Source organism: Cyanobacteriota bacterium (assembly GCA_027618255.1).
GTDB lineage: Bacteria > Cyanobacteriota > Vampirovibrionia > LMEP-6097 > LMEP-6097 > JABHOV01.
The window spans coordinates 1-14,298 of the sequence record JAQCFG010000054.1 but is presented as its reverse complement, the minus strand read 5'-3'; the positions used below and the strand labels follow the sequence as shown (position 1 = coordinate 14,298).

The following is a 14,298-nucleotide window of genomic DNA, read 5'->3' as shown; positions in this document are numbered from 1 at the left end:
GTCTCAGTAGTGCTTCTGTGATAAGGGCTGGTATCGCCGAAGAAGGGTAGGGAGTTCAATTCTCCTCCTCGGCACCATCTACATGGTCATTAAGTTGTGTGCGTCTGTAAATATTTCATCAATAAAATCTTGACCAATCTTGAGCTTTAATTCGGAAAGTAATTTTTTATTAGTCTTGATAAAATCCTTAAAGTTATTTTCATTTTTGAATCTACCAGACTCTAGAATTGCTCTAGCAATATCTATAATTTGATTATATTTGTTTAGTTGATCATTCTCTTGTGATTCTTGATTGGCGACGACAGAGACGATTTTTTTAGGTAGTCCCCAGATTTCAAGTACCCTTGTCGATAGTTCAAGATGATTATATCCGAAGAGTTTAGTCTCCTGTTTTAGGCGTTCGTTATAACTCAAACTTTGATTAATTTTTTTGTATTCTTTTGGATAAAAATTCATTATTGCAAATAATCCATATTGTTGCATCATCGCTGCCATAAAAACATCCTCGCAGAATTCAGCTTCTTTACTTAATGTGATTGCAATTCTTTTTGCAGCAAGTGCAGTAAAAATGGCATTAAACCATTGTCCTCTATTAGTGCTTATATTACGCAATGCTGTAAGTATTGCAATACTCTTGAGGGCGCTGAAACCAAGTACATCAACAATCTCTGTTAATGAGACTAGTTTGCGGCATGAGCCCAAGGCTGCTGAGTTTGCATATTTAAATGCGTGAGCAAACAATACTTGATCCAAAGTAAGCAAACGCAAGACATCGTCTCGTGTCGTCGTCGGATTGTCTATAATACTAATTAATTTGGTTACTGCCGGCGAACTCGCTGGCAAACTATCCAGTTTTTTTGCTATATCTTCTTCTACTAATGACATTCTCTACTCCCGATGATCTAGACCTTAGGGCCTATATTGACAGGTTTAGTTAAGAATCAGTTAAAAATGAGTAAAATAACTAGGTTTTTTCATTTATTTTTTGAAATACTAAGAAATAGACAATATGGAAAACTAAATCCTTATACAAACGTCTATAAACACCATGACTCTACGTAAAATCACCATATCTATCTTACTTATCCTACTTCTCCAGCCAGCTCTTGATTCTCGGGCCGCCAATACAAATGGGACTGCGCTCATTGGTACTTGGAGTATTTTTGATTCGACTAATCAATTGATTGACACTGTTGATATTACGTTTGTTGTTTCAAAGGAAAATAATTCAAGATTTAGTTATACGCAAGGCTCCCATCAAGATCTTGAAGAAAATTCGTTACAAGGATTTTTGTTTGGGGATTACATAGTTTTTGATTTGATTAATATGGGGTTTGCTCAGACTTATATCGCCGAAATAGATTTTGAGAATAATACTGGACCAGGTGTTGAAGTCAAAACACAACTGGCAGCTTGTACTACTGTTGGCATAGATGCCACTCTTGTTAAAAAGAAACACGGAGATAGATTAGCTGTAGACTCTGCTCAGTGTAATGCTTCTAGCTTCTTTGCTTCCAGTTTATCTACTATCAAGTTTGTAAAATCTGGAGCTGATATCAATACTGTTCCGACGACAAACACAGCTTCTGAAACTATTTTGAATGAAGAAAATAAATACCAAAACAAGGTTGAAGGTATTTGGACAATTGCTGGAAACAAACCAAGTATTAGAAGAAGGCTAGTGATTAAAGATATTGCTGCACATCATCTTGGTTATAGTTTTACTTATCGACTGCTTAATAATTCAACAAGGCTTGGCAAGATTGGAGAGAGTGATTTTGAATCGGCAGATAGAAATGGTTTCATTGTGAATAACTATATGATGATCAATAGCAGTCGTTTTGATAAACCAAATGAACTCTTTTTGCTTAAACTCAACAACTCAACTCTGAAATCTGCTAGAGGAAAAGAATTGAGAGCAAGTAATGCTGATTGCTTCCCATTAAAAACACCAACCGTGAATATCAAGGTTTGTACCCCAAATGATTCTAGTTCTAAGACTGCTAATTTAGTCTCTCGTATTGGTGGTAGATCAGCACGCAAAGTTGAAACAAATCTAAGTATTGATTTTTAGCTACTAAAGTACTAAAATGAGTAGCTTACGTGGCTAGAAAAGATACTACTATCGTTCTCAAGTTTGGTGGCAGCTCTGTTGCTGATGCCAAATGTATTGAACGTATATCAAAGATAGCTCTCAAGGAAGCGCAAGAGCACAATGTGATTGTTGTGACTTCTGCGATGGGCAAGTCAACAAATCAATTAATTGATTTGGCTAATCAGGCTTGTCCTGGCTGCTCTGGACGTGAATTAGATATGTTACTTGCAACAGGTGAATTGGTTTCTATTTCACTCACTGCCATGACTATTCAACGACTCGGGCATCCAGCCGTCTCATTAACTGGATGGCAGGCAGGTTTTGTAACGGAGTCGTCTCACAATAGAGCAAGAATTGCGGAGATCAAATGTGATCGAATTAACAAACATCTTGATCTTGGTGAAATAGTTATTGTGGCTGGTTTTCAAGGCATCACCGAAGATGGTGAAGTAACAACACTTGGACGTGGTGGCTCTGATACTTCTGCTGTTGCTTTAGCTGCAGCTTTTGAAGCTGATCGCTGTGATATTTATACAGATGTTGATGGGGTTTTTACTACTGATCCGCGTTTAGTTAAAGAAGCTACTATGCTCTCACATATTAGTTATGAGGAAATGATTGAGCTTGCTAGCTTAGGTGCCAAAGTTTTGCATCCTCGTTCTGTTGAGCTTGCCAAAAAATACAATATCGATTTGCGGGTGCGTAATAGTTTTAATTCAGCAAACGAGGGTACTAGAGTTATAAGTTTTAAAAGGATGTTAGATATGGAATTAACCAAAGCAGTTACTGGAGTCGCGCTTGATACAAAGCAAGCCAAGATCGCAATTATCAATGTTGCTGATAGACCGGGAATCGCCAGTAGGGTTTTTGGTGAGCTTGGTAAAAACAAAATCAACGTAGATATGATTATTCAATCTGTGCCGCGTGATGGAGTGAATGATATTGCTTTCACCGTGCCGCGTGAAGACATGGAACTAGCCAAACGTACTTGTGAAGATATTCTCAAAGATATAGAAGGTAGCAGGGTTGAGGCTGATGGCAGTATTGCCAAAGTATCTATAGTGGGAGCTGGCATGCTTAATAGACCAGGTATTGCTTCTAATTTGTTTGAGACCTTGTCCCAAGCAGGTATTAATATACAAATGATCTCAACAAGTGAGATCAAGATCAGTTGTTTGATTGATGAAGCTAATGCAGAGAAAGCAGTTCAAGCGATTCATGCGGCTTTTGAACTTGAGAAGAGCAATGAGCCGATTATTGTATAAAATCATCGTCATCCTGACGCTTTGTTCAGAATGAAGGTAGATTTGCTATAATTGATTCCTGATGAGCACCATGGAAACTATCAGCCTAGACATTAAACAAATACAGCAGCTTTTGCCGCATCGCTATCCCTTTGTGATGGTGGACAGAGTGGAAGAGCTTGTTCCTGGTAAATCAGCGACTGGTTTCAAAAATGTTTCTATCAATGAACCACATTTCCAAGGGCATTTTCCTGATCTACCAATTATGCCTGGAGTGCTTCAGCTTGAAGCTGCTGCTCAGCTCTCCTGTATGGTGATGCTTAGTATGCAAGAGTATAAGGAAGGCTATCTTGGAGTCTTCACTGGGCTTGATTCTGTAAAATTCAGACGTATGGTTGTACCTGGTGACAAGCTAGAAATCAAAGTCTCATTGAACAAGTTCCGTTTCCCTTTTGGCAAGTTTGATTTTAAAGCAGAAGTCAATGGTGAGCTTGCCGTTGAAGGTGTTCTTGGTTTTGCTATGCAGAAGACTGAAGATCTGATGGCTTAGGACTGTTGGGCTTTACGGTTGCACTTGATTAACTACTTGTGAAATTATCTAGAATTTACCTATTCCCATAGATAAAGTAGGATATGTATTGAGTTATGAGCACAAAAGTTATCGATCTAGATTTACTAAATAGTTTTCATCCGAGAAGTCACTTTGCTGTCAGGTCAGCATTGTCGCAGGCCTTTAAATTTTTTGTATTGGCTGCAGTGTGGATCTCTATTGTTTTTGTTGCTGCCGCAGGTGCGGGCGTTACTTTTGCTTGGGTTTTGCCTAAGTTATTAATTGAAGTTCTACCTGGAATGATTGGACTTGATCTAGACTTAGCAATTAAAATTAGTGAGATTATTGCTTACCTAGCACCGACGATCACGATTGCAACTGTGATTCCTGTCAACGCCATGTTTATGGTGCTTTGCGAGCGTAAGTTCTTAGCACTACTCACTATGAGAATTGGACCAGATAAAGTCGGTCCAAATGGATTTTTGCAAACTTTTGCTGATGCATTGAAACTATTATTCAAAGAAGACATTAGTCCTGCTGGTGCTGACAAATTATTATTCACACTAGCGCCTGCATTATTCTTCGCGCCTGCAATGGTTGTATTCTTGCCCCTTCTTTCAATTGCTTCAAACAACACTGGTGTTTTTGTTGCAACTGATATAGATATCGGTTTAGTTTTCATGCTTGGCTTTGTGTCACTCGGCACAATGTCACTAGTCATGGGTGGTTGGGCTTCAAACAATAAGTACTCATTAATCGGTGGACTTAGAGCAGCAGCTCAAGCCATTAGTTATGAGATCCCAATGGTGCTCGCCATGATTGCCATGGTTTTGGTTTCTGGCTCTATGAACTTAGTTGAAATTTCAAATCAACAAGCTGGCGGTTTAATGAACTGGAATATTTTTGGTAACGGACATCTTCCTAAAGCATTGAATATTTTTGCTAGTTTTCACGGTAATGCTCAAGAAGGTTTTGTATCTTTAGTTTTTACTGGTCTCTGCGTGGCTTTATTTTTGATCTTTATAGTAGCTTCAACTGCTGAAGTGAATCGTATTCCTTTTGATCTTCCTGAAGCTGAGTCTGAACTGGTTTCTGGATTTAACACTGAATATACCGGAATGAAGTTCGCTTTATTTTTCTTGGCTGAATACACTAACTTGTTTATCGCTTCTGGAATTGCAGTAATTCTTTTTCTTGGTGGATCACATTTGCCAATTAGTGTCGCAGCTGAAATACAGCTCTATGACATGCTTAGCAACTTTAGTGTTAGTCTCCCTGTGCTGGGTGATCTAGGTGGTATGCTTAGCCATCTCAATATAGTTTGGATTCTAACTTCAGTAGTTTTATTACTTAAGATTTACTCAATGTTCTTAGTAGCAATTTGGATTAGAGCAACTCTTCCTCGTTTAAGACAAGATCAATTAATGGAATTTGGTTGGAAGTATTTGATACCACTGACTTTAGGTATAATTTTCTTAGTCACTCTTTGTTTGGAGTATCTCGGATAAATAAAAGGATTTTATGGTAACACTTAATAAATTTATAGAGACAGCAACTAAGCCAGTCACCAGAACAGTAGATGGACTCTACAATATCTTCCTTGGCATGTACACTGTGCTCAAAAACACAACTCGTGATCCAATCACTAGTAGCTACCCAAATAAGATGCCAGAGCTTTATGGTCGTTCGCGTCATAGACTAGCTCTAAACGTGGATCCTGATACTGGAGAGCATCTTTGTATTGCCTGTAAGCAGTGTGAAAGAATCTGCCCAGATGCTTGTATCTCAGTGATTGCTCATCCTGACGTCAAAGCCAAGTCATCACAGTTCTATATCGATCATGGTCTTTGTATGTTCTGCGGTCTTTGTACAGAAGTTTGTCCTACTGACTGTATAATCAACACAGTTGATTTTGAGATGTCTACCGAGACTCGTGAGGATTTGATTTATGATATTCGTAAATTAACTCTTACCCAAGAACAATCAAGAAATTATTTCCATATGAAGGGTTATAAGACCAAGCGTGAAAAAGCAGAAGAAAAGTTAATGGCTGACCCTTCTAATAAGCCTCCAGCAGAAGGTGGAATCTGTCACAAGGCTGTAGATGCAGCACTTGAAGCGATGGGAGTTACAGTAGCGGCGTAGTCGTTTAAGGAATAAATTATGGCAACATTGAATGTATTGTTTGGATCAGAATCTGGCAACTCAGAAAAATTAGCTCAAAGCATTGAGCTTACTGGTAAGGAGATTCTCAAAAAAGCTGGCGACGCAGTCAAGTTTGATGTGGTTCGCAAGAACCTGAAGGATGTCAAAGTAGATGACCTTGCTGCTATGGACAATGCCGTAATCGTAATTTCTACTTGGGGAGAGGGTGATCCGCCTGCTTCAGCAGAAAAGTTTTGTCTTGATATTTACAAAGCATCAAGTCCAGATTTATCGAAACTCAATTACACAGTGCTTGCGATGGGCGATACAGGCTATCAAGACTTTTGTGGTTGTGGACGTAGAGTTGATGAGGCGATAGCTAAACTAGGCGGCAAGCAAATCATGGCTCGCAAAGATATGGATCTTGATTATGCGGCTGGCTTTGAGAAGTGGTCTGTAGAGTTCTTTACTAAGATGGCTCCGCTTTTGAAGGGTTAGGTTTGTTTTTGAAAATTCAGTCATCGCAAACCATCAAGCGAAGCAATCCAGGCGAATTACACAAACAACTTCACAGCAATCAAAAGCAAAAACATAGCAATCCCGATTCTGAATTTCTCTTGTGGAATTTTATCAACTATCATTTTGCCAGCTTGAACTCCTACAAAAGAAACTGAAATACAAAGAGCAAGGTCCATGTAACTCAGTCCCAGCAAGTGATCAAAGCGAAGTCCTTGGTTGAAATAAGTGAGTAACCTTGAACTATCAATTAGCATCAAAAGCAGCGCTGAGTTAGCCAAGTAAACAGCTTTGGGTAAATCAAAAGCCGAGAGAAAGGCTCCGCGTATCGCGCCGCCCATTCCAAAAATTCCTGCAACAAATCCAGAGAGAGCGCCGCCTAGCGCGCCAGTGAAATAATTAAATGAGATTTTGAATTTGGGATTGAGTCCCAAGAAAATTGCATAAGCAAATAAAAATACCGCAATGCTTTTTTTAATCAAGACTTCATCTACTACAAAAAAGGTCTTGGCACCAAAGTAAGCCGCTATCATTCCAACTAAGCCAAAACTCATTACTAACTTAAGGTCAAAACCCTTGCGAAATAGAATCAATCTCCACAAAGCATTAAACCAATGAATTATAGAAACAAAAAACAAGACCTCTGCTGTCGGATAGTAAAACATCAGCACTGGCATCATGATGGTTGATGTACCAAAGCCAGTGATTGTGCCTAATAAGCTAGCTATAAATATTAAGGAGAAAATCACGCAGTCGCATTCATCAACTCAGCCATCTTGGCAACATTGCTGCGAACAGACTCTGCTGATGATTGAAGTTCTTTAAGCTCTGAAGCAGTTAGTTTAAGTTCAAGAATTTCTTCAATCCCATTTGAACCTAATTTAGCTGGAACGCCGACATAAACTCCATCGATACCATACTGCCCAGTGAGCATACATGAACTAGGAAGAATTTGTTTACGGTCTGTAAGAATTGCTTCAATCATTTCTACTGAGCTTGAAGCTGGCGCATAGAAAGCTGAACCTGTACCAAGTAGGTTGACTATTTCAATTCCACCCTTTTTGGTGCGTTCAATAATTTCGTTGATCTTAGCTTCTGGAAGTAAGTCTGGAAGCGGTATGCCGGCTACTGTTGTGTATCTTGCTACTGGTACCATGTCATCTCCATGCCCGCCCATTACACAAGGCTGAATATTTCTGATTGATACGTTAAGTGCTTCAGCAATAAAAAATGCCATACGTGAACTATCAAGCACTCCTGCCATGCCAATGATTTTATTGTTTGGCACACCCTTGGCTGAAAGAATTTGGTGAGTCAGTTGTGTCATTGCATCAACTGGATTAGATACTGTAATAAAAATAGCGTTTGGTGAGTGCTTGTAAGCCTCTTCAATACAACCTTTGACGATTGCTGCGTTTTTTGTGAGCAAGTCATCACGACTCATGCCTGGTTTGCGCGCCAAGCCAGCTGTCATTAAAACTACATCAGAACCTGCGCTTAGTGAATAATCATCTCCGCCAACAATCATGCGGTCATGAAGCTCAACTGGTCTTGCTTCCATCAAATCAAGAGCCTTACCTGCGGCAACTCCGCCCATGATGTCTAGTAAGACGACATTTGCGATATTTTTCTCTGCAAGCCTTTGAGCTGCTGCAGCTCCGACATTACCTGCTCCTATAACTGTTACTTTTGCTTGTTGCATACCTATAGTATATACCCTGCTACAAGAGACTGAAAACAGCAGCGCGCAATACATGTTATTATATTCGGTATAAGGGTCACAATGGCGTGATTCTAGGGTAAATATACAAAGGACATAATAATGCAAAAACAAATAACTAAGTTAGACCTCAGTAAGGCAAGCCGCAACCTAAAAACAGCTCAGCTCTATGAACTAGCTATCAAAAACGGTGAAGCTCAGCTTAGCGATCGGGGAGCTTTGGTTATACATACCGGTAAAAAAACCGGTAGATCATCAGATGACAAATTTATTGTCAAAGATTCAGAGACTGAAAACAAAGTCAATTGGGGTAATATCAATAAAGCAATTTCGCCAGAAGCTTTTGCCAGAATTCGCGAGCAGGTAATCACTTACCTTGCTACTAAGGATTTATATACTCAAGATACAATTGCAGGAGCTGACCCTAAGAACTGTGTTTATGTTCAAGTCGTTACGGAGACTGCTTTTCATAGTTTGTTTATTCGCAATATGCTCTCTGCAGTTAACACTAACTCTGCGAGGCTTAGTTATGGTGAAGAAGTGATAGATGCTTATGAGCCAGAATACGTTGTCTACCATGCGCCGCATTTAGAGCTAGATCCAAGTAAAGAACCTGAACTTAATTCAGGCACTGCGATCATAGTCAACTACAGCAGCAAGGAAGTAATTATCACTGGGACTCTTTACGCTGGTGAAATTAAGAAATCCGTGTTTAGTTTATTGAATTATATCTACCCGCAACGTGGCATTATGCCAATGCATTGCTCGGCGAATGCTAGTGAGCAAGGGGAAGTAAGTATCTTCTTTGGACTCTCTGGTACAGGCAAGACGACTCTGTCTGCTGATCCAGAACGCAAATTGATTGGTGATGATGAGCATGGTTGGTCTGATGATGGAGTATTTAACTTTGAAGACGGTTGTTATGCCAAGTCCATTGGGCTTACACCTCGCTCAGAACCAGAGATCTATGCCGCTTCACGTCGTTTTGGTGCAACTATCGAGAATGTCGCTATGAACGAAAACCGTGAACTTGATTATTTTGATAAAAAGATCACCGAAAATGGCAGAGTCTCTTATCCGATCTACTTTATCCCAAATGCTCTCTTTGACAGGTTTGTACACAAACAACCAAGAAATATCATTATGCTTACTTGTGATGCTTTTGGTGTTTTGCCTGCGGTTTCAAAATTGAGCCCGGAAGAAGCTAGTGAACACTTTATGCTTGGTTACACCGCTAAGATCCCTGGTACTGAGATGGGAGTAGTAGAACCTAAGGCTGTTTTTAGTCCTTGTTTTGGTGCGCCGTTTATGCCGCTTGCTCCCAAAGTCTATGGCGACTTGCTTAAGGATCGCATCTCACATGCCAAAGTCAATTGTTGGCTAGTCAACACCGGCTGGGCAGGCGGGCAGTTTGGTGTTGGCAAACGTATGCCATTGAGCCTGACTAGAGCTATCATTCACAGGATCAATAATGGTTCACTTGCTAAGGAAGCTACAACTAAACATCCGATACTGGGTTTAGCAATTCCAGAAAGTGTTGATAGCCCAGAGAGTCAATGGAATGATCAAGCTGCTTACAAAGAGGCTGCTATTAAGCTAATGGACTCGTTTGAGGCACAAAAAAATAAGAACTAATTGTTTCAATCAAAGCATCACAACTAGTTTTGTCTAAAGCAGACACCAACTGCGGTTGGTTCTTGGCATAGCGTTCTGTTAGCTCGGCAATGTAAGCTAGTTTATCTTCTTCACTGAGATGATCAAGCCTATCGAGCTTGTTGAAAACAAAAATTCGTTGAGTGGTTTTGCCGTCTAATAGCTCATCAAGAATCTCTTCAACTACTTTGATCTTGAGGTGGATATTTTTGTCGGAGATGTCAATGAGGTGCAGGATTAAGTCAGCGTCTACTATTTCAGCAAGAGTGGTTTTGAATGCTTGAATTAAATCAGGAGGTAGGTCTTGAATGAAGCCGATAGTGTCAGCTAGCCCTACCTTGTACTTATAATCATTACCTAAATATAGCTCCCCGATCTTAGAATCCAATGTTGCAAACAATTCATCGGCGATATAGACTTCTTTTTTGTTAGTGAGAGTTTTAATTAAAGTACTTTTGCCAGCATTGGTATAACCAGCTAGAGCAACGGTTTTCATGTTGCGGTCACGGCGCTGCTCTCTTTGGCGTTGCTGGATACCAGCGTATTTTTTGATTTTTTCTTTGACAAGTTGCTCACGCTTGCGCAAGTGACGTTTCATCATCTCTAGGTTACTTTCACCTGCTCCCACAGTACCGATACCACCAGCCTGGCGAGAGAGCTGCAAGCCCATGCCAAAAATACGCGTACCCATATGCTTGATACTTGCTAGTTCAATCTGCAACTTGGCTTCAGCTGAATCGGCGTGCTTGTCAAAAATCTTGAGTATCAAGTCTACTCTATCCCAAACTTGAATCTTGCGTGGCGTCTCAAAGCGTCCTGCTTCTTTGAGTCTGGCAATCTCTAAATCGGTAATATACTCAGCTAGATTGTCTATTTGACGAGGTTTCATTATATTGTTGAGAATGACAATGTCAAAATCCCCATCCAGTTCTTCAAAAATTTCGTCAATCTTGCCGGTACCAATATAAGTCTTGTAGGCTGGCTTAGCTCGTTTCTGAAAAGCCTTGAGTGCAGTTGCTCCGCCATATGTCTTCACTAGGCTATCAAGTTCTTCAAGTCTGAGTTCAGCTTCTTTACTATCTGTGCGCGGGTCTATTACGTCTATGAGTACTGCTTTGTTGCTCACTTAAGCTTTCTCTTTGATGCTACGCATTCTCTCTGCTACCTGCACAATGCGATTAGCAACTTGCTCTAACTTACTCTCTGACAGTCCACAGGTAGGTATTCTTAAAAACTGATCAGAAATTAATGGCGCATAGAGTTGGCTAGCCAGTAGCTCTTTATAAAAGATTTGTGCAAAAGTACTGTTTTGGTATTTATTGTCATTGATCATTAAGCTAATAAAAAAACCACTGTCTGGTCTAATGAGCTTAAACTCCTCTGTCAATCTGCCTTGCATCGCTTCAATAAAAAAATCACGACGCTTGTTCATCAAATGAGAAGTTGTTTTTTGCCATTCATGAACATTAGCTAGTTTCTTTGGGTCTTGTAAAACTAATTGAGTGATTGCTTGACCAGGTCTTGAAGCGTTACTAAAAGTACCTCTGATACAGCCGCCAGCAGTGTCGCGCCATTGGCTGACAGTCTCTTGGTCGCTACTTAGCAAAGTTGCAACACCAACCCTCGCCCCGTACATTGCAAAGCTTTTGGACACAGTCCCAGCAATTACTAATTTGAAATTCGGGCTATCGATTTTTTTGAATAGATTTGGGATGAAACTCAATCTGCAATAATCCTTGCCTTCTGGTCCAAAATCAAGGTAAGCAGTGTCTAGAATGATGAGAATCTCTCTGTCATTGTATTTGGAAAGGATCTCGCCAATCTCATTCCAGGCAGCCACACCAAAATCCTTGCCAAGAGGATTGTCAAAAGGTGTATTCATTACCAAAATAATTTTGGCATCATCTTTGAACGCGATTAGGTTTTTGATAGTAGTTTCAAAAGCTACTAGATTGAAGTTACCTTCAGCATCAAGAATATCAAAGTTGATAAGTGGTTTGCGTTCGATTGCAAGAGTGATACTGTCATAACCAGCCCAGTGTGGGCTATGAGTAATGATTTGATCTTCTTTGTTGGTGCAAGCAAGCAAGGCTGTTGCAATGGCGTTTGTACCACCCGAAGTGACAAGCTCAGCTCTGGCGATTCCTGATTCCTTGAGAGCTTTGGCGATATCAGCGCCAAGAATTTCTTCACTCATTAATTCAGGAAGTCCAGCAAGACCAAAACTAGATGCGTAAGCCATATCGACTTTGTTATGTACTTCTCGTGCTGCTTCAATCACTGATTCTGGAATCAAAAGATCACCATTGTCAGCTGCCGCCGAACCCACAATGGCTGTGAGCTTATTTTTGTCACTATCTTGAGCAGCCATTTGAATAAGTCCCATAATGGGATCTTTGCTTACTCTGGCGTTAGTCTCATAAAAAGGCATAAGCAATATTGTACAATAGACTTGGTCAGTAATGCATAAGAGCTGCATTACGCTTATTTTAAAGTGTTCGATAAACTCAAAAATTTATATTACTTTTCTTGGCTAAGTGTCTTAGCTCAAAGCATTAGTTGTGCGATTTTTTTGAGACCTTATTTTCATTTGATTAAGAGCACTAGTATTGAGTTTGTTGGCAAGAAGCCAGATCCTAATGAGAACTATATAGTTGTTTCGAATCATCGAAGTTATACGGATCCGCCGCTTTTGGGTTTTGCTATTGATAGACCAACGGCTTTTGTTGCTAAACAAGAGTTATTTTCAAATCCTTTGCTCTACTTATATATGGTGCTGACAAGTACTATTGCTATTAATCGCGAAAATCCTGAATCCAAGACTTTTAAGGCTGCCAAAAAAGCTCTTAGTACTGTGACTGCCCTGGGTGCATGGTCACTTGGGATTTTTATTGAAGGTACTCGATCCCAAGATGAGCACAAACTAGCTCAACCAAACAAGGGACCGATTTTTATTGCCAAACTCACTAAAACCAAAATTATTCCAATGGGAATTAGTTACAGAGGTAAGAAGGATATTATTGTCAAAATTGGCGAGCCATATGAAATAGACTACAAGGGAGATTTGGATGATCAAGCTTGGGAATGCCTGGAGAAGATCTCAGAGCTTTGTGATTATGCTATGCCTGTTAGATCTTAGCTGTATTGCAACATCATCGCATCATATCTTCTTGAGACTAGATCCCAGTCTATGATTGCAGTGAAGCTATCTAGATAGCTATTTTTACCGTCATCACCAAAGTCAATTACGTAAGCATGTTCATAGACATCAAGTGCCAGAATTGGCATTACGAAGTTAGGAAAGTTGGCACTATGATCTTCGGTGCCGTAGTTAATTAATTTACCGTTGAGTAAATTGACTGCAGTGATAGACCAGCCCTTGACTTGAGTTGCGATATTGGTTAGGTTGCGATAGTAAGAGTCAAAGCTGCCATAGCTCTCGTTGATTGCTTTTGAGAGTGCCTTGGATGCTTTGCTTTTGCTACTGTTCATATTAGAAAAATAAATATCATGTAAAGCCATTCCGTTAAGTGAGAAGGCAAGATTTTTCATGCCCAATTCTGTGATCTCACCAGCGCGCATCTCGGCTTCTGATTGGTTTACTTTGTCTACATACTTAGCGTAAAGACCAAGGTGATTGTTGATCATTTCTGGGCTAAGACCGAGATTGGTATCTTGAGTCAAGCGACTAAAATCCTTTTTGGTATATTCTTTGCCGTCATAGACTGGAAACAAACTCGGATCGTTACCATGCACCAAGTCAATTGCTTTCGTTTTGTGATCGAGGCTGCCCATTGGACAACAAGCGCTTAAGCCAAGTGCGGCTCCGGTGACTCCTAGTCCTGCTAGAAATGCTCGTCTTGATATTTGCTTAGTTTTAGTTTCCATGGAAACTATTATAACTTAGGTTACTCTGTATGATTTTAAGCATTTAGGGAATACTGTGCAGGCGCAACAGTACTAGGTGCATTATTGTTTACTGGGGCTGCTAATTTTTGTGCAGTGGTAAGGGTCTGAAATCTCTGAATAGTACGAATTGAATCAGCAATTTCTGTTAAAACAGCTTGTGCAAGTTCACCATTTTGTCCAGAGGCTTGAACGGCAGCTGCTATATCATTTAAGTTAGCGGTGACATCTTCGGCTCTTGCTTCATTACAAAAATGAGATAATACTACTCCCTGTTGGATCCCTCTTAACGCTTCTGCAGGATTGGCTTCTAGCGCGGCTTTTAGCACGTTAAGTTTAAGTTGTCTTAATCTTGGATGACCAACTTTGCCAAAATTACGGATTAAAAAATTTGTTGCCTCTTTTGCTACTTCTCCAGGGCTATGTTGTGCGAGTTGTGATGCGATAGGAGCTAGTTTTGCAAATACAG

At 40.1% G+C, this 14,298-nt stretch carries 15 protein-coding genes; 8 read left to right on the top strand and 7 right to left on the bottom strand.

Going from position 1 to position 14,298, the window contains the following annotated elements; all coding sequences use genetic code 11:
• Positions 1-78: 78 nt before the first annotated feature.
• Entirely contained in the window at positions 79-885 is an 807-nt protein-coding gene (locus O3C63_07750) for an HDOD domain-containing protein (protein MDA0772821.1), read from the bottom strand.
• Between the two features lie 163 nt (positions 886-1,048).
• Here O3C63_07750 and O3C63_07745 point away from each other — a divergent pair, with 163 nt between their 5' ends.
• The 6 genes from O3C63_07745 (at position 1,049) to O3C63_07720 (ending at position 6,532) form a co-directional block, all read left to right on the top strand.
• Positions 1,049-2,074, top strand: a complete 1,026-nt coding sequence (locus O3C63_07745; GenBank protein MDA0772820.1) for a hypothetical protein — start codon at positions 1,049-1,051, stop codon at positions 2,072-2,074.
• Positions 2,075-2,103: 29 nt separating this feature from the next.
• Positions 2,104-3,360 (top strand): aspartate kinase, encoded by a 1,257-nt coding sequence (locus O3C63_07740; GenBank protein ID MDA0772819.1) that lies wholly within the window; start codon positions 2,104-2,106, stop codon positions 3,358-3,360.
• A gap of 61 nt (positions 3,361-3,421) precedes the next feature.
• Positions 3,422-3,889 (top strand): 3-hydroxyacyl-ACP dehydratase FabZ, encoded by a 468-nt coding sequence (gene fabZ / locus O3C63_07735; protein MDA0772818.1) that lies wholly within the window; start codon positions 3,422-3,424, stop codon positions 3,887-3,889.
• Positions 3,890-3,984: 95 nt separating this feature from the next.
• Positions 3,985-5,397, top strand: a complete 1,413-nt coding sequence (locus O3C63_07730) for an NADH-quinone oxidoreductase subunit H (GenBank protein MDA0772817.1) — start codon at positions 3,985-3,987, stop codon at positions 5,395-5,397.
• A 13-nt stretch (positions 5,398-5,410) separates the two neighbouring features.
• Positions 5,411-6,034, top strand: a complete 624-nt coding sequence (locus O3C63_07725; GenBank protein ID MDA0772816.1) for an NADH-quinone oxidoreductase subunit I — start codon at positions 5,411-5,413, stop codon at positions 6,032-6,034.
• 18 nt (positions 6,035-6,052) lie between these two features.
• Positions 6,053-6,532 (top strand): flavodoxin domain-containing protein, encoded by a 480-nt coding sequence (locus O3C63_07720; GenBank protein ID MDA0772815.1) that lies wholly within the window; start codon positions 6,053-6,055, stop codon positions 6,530-6,532.
• 56 nt (positions 6,533-6,588) lie between these two features.
• Here the strand turns inward: O3C63_07720 and O3C63_07715 are convergent, their stop codons facing one another.
• Both O3C63_07715 and mdh read right to left on the bottom strand, forming a co-directional pair.
• A complete protein-coding gene (locus O3C63_07715; GenBank protein ID MDA0772814.1) occupies positions 6,589-7,299 on the bottom strand; it encodes a sulfite exporter TauE/SafE family protein in 711 nt (236 codons plus the stop codon).
• On the bottom strand, positions 7,296-8,252 hold the full coding sequence (mdh, locus tag O3C63_07710; protein ID MDA0772813.1) for a malate dehydrogenase: 957 nt from the start codon (positions 8,250-8,252) through the stop codon (positions 7,296-7,298). The genes O3C63_07715 and mdh overlap by 4 nt, the downstream gene beginning before the upstream one ends.
• A gap of 120 nt (positions 8,253-8,372) precedes the next feature.
• Here mdh and O3C63_07705 point away from each other — a divergent pair, with 120 nt between their 5' ends.
• Positions 8,373-9,905, top strand: a complete 1,533-nt coding sequence (locus tag O3C63_07705) for a phosphoenolpyruvate carboxykinase (ATP) (GenBank protein ID MDA0772812.1) — start codon at positions 8,373-8,375, stop codon at positions 9,903-9,905.
• Here the strand turns inward: O3C63_07705 and hflX are convergent.
• A complete protein-coding gene (gene hflX / locus O3C63_07700) occupies positions 9,862-11,049 on the bottom strand; it encodes a GTPase HflX (GenBank protein ID MDA0772811.1) in 1,188 nt (395 codons plus the stop codon). The genes O3C63_07705 and hflX overlap by 44 nt on opposite strands.
• A complete protein-coding gene (locus O3C63_07695; GenBank protein ID MDA0772810.1) occupies positions 11,050-12,309 on the bottom strand; it encodes a pyridoxal phosphate-dependent aminotransferase in 1,260 nt (419 codons plus the stop codon).
• Between the two features lie 108 nt (positions 12,310-12,417).
• Between O3C63_07695 and O3C63_07690 the strand changes: the two genes are divergently transcribed.
• Positions 12,418-13,062, top strand: coding sequence for a lysophospholipid acyltransferase family protein (locus O3C63_07690; GenBank protein ID MDA0772809.1), 645 nt, complete (start codon positions 12,418-12,420; stop codon positions 13,060-13,062).
• On the opposite strand, the gene O3C63_07685 is transcribed toward O3C63_07690, so the two are convergent.
• Positions 13,059-13,811, bottom strand: a complete 753-nt coding sequence (locus O3C63_07685) for a twin-arginine translocation signal domain-containing protein (GenBank protein ID MDA0772808.1) — start codon at positions 13,809-13,811, stop codon at positions 13,059-13,061. The genes O3C63_07690 and O3C63_07685 overlap by 4 nt on opposite strands.
• Before the next feature lie 35 nt (positions 13,812-13,846).
• Positions 13,847-14,298, bottom strand: a 452-nt coding sequence (locus tag O3C63_07680) for a hypothetical protein (GenBank protein ID MDA0772807.1), incomplete at its 5' end; no start/stop codon positions are given.

Coding starts and splice junctions, on each gene's coding strand:
- O3C63_07750 (MDA0772821.1), bottom strand. CDS start 885: ATGTCATTAGTAGAAGAAGATATAGCAAAAAAACTGGATAGTTTGCCA.
- O3C63_07745 (MDA0772820.1), top strand. CDS start 1,049: ATGACTCTACGTAAAATCACCATATCTATCTTACTTATCCTACTTCTC.
- fabZ (MDA0772818.1), top strand. CDS start 3,422: ATGAGCACCATGGAAACTATCAGCCTAGACATTAAACAAATACAGCAG.
- O3C63_07730 (MDA0772817.1), top strand. CDS start 3,985: ATGAGCACAAAAGTTATCGATCTAGATTTACTAAATAGTTTTCATCCG.
- O3C63_07725 (MDA0772816.1), top strand. CDS start 5,411: ATGGTAACACTTAATAAATTTATAGAGACAGCAACTAAGCCAGTCACC.
- O3C63_07720 (MDA0772815.1), top strand. CDS start 6,053: ATGGCAACATTGAATGTATTGTTTGGATCAGAATCTGGCAACTCAGAA.
- mdh (MDA0772813.1), bottom strand. CDS start 8,252: ATGCAACAAGCAAAAGTAACAGTTATAGGAGCAGGTAATGTCGGAGCT.
- O3C63_07705 (MDA0772812.1), top strand. CDS start 8,373: ATGCAAAAACAAATAACTAAGTTAGACCTCAGTAAGGCAAGCCGCAAC.
- O3C63_07695 (MDA0772810.1), bottom strand. CDS start 12,309: ATGGGACTTATTCAAATGGCTGCTCAAGATAGTGACAAAAATAAGCTC.
- O3C63_07685 (MDA0772808.1), bottom strand. CDS start 13,811: ATGGAAACTAAAACTAAGCAAATATCAAGACGAGCATTTCTAGCAGGA.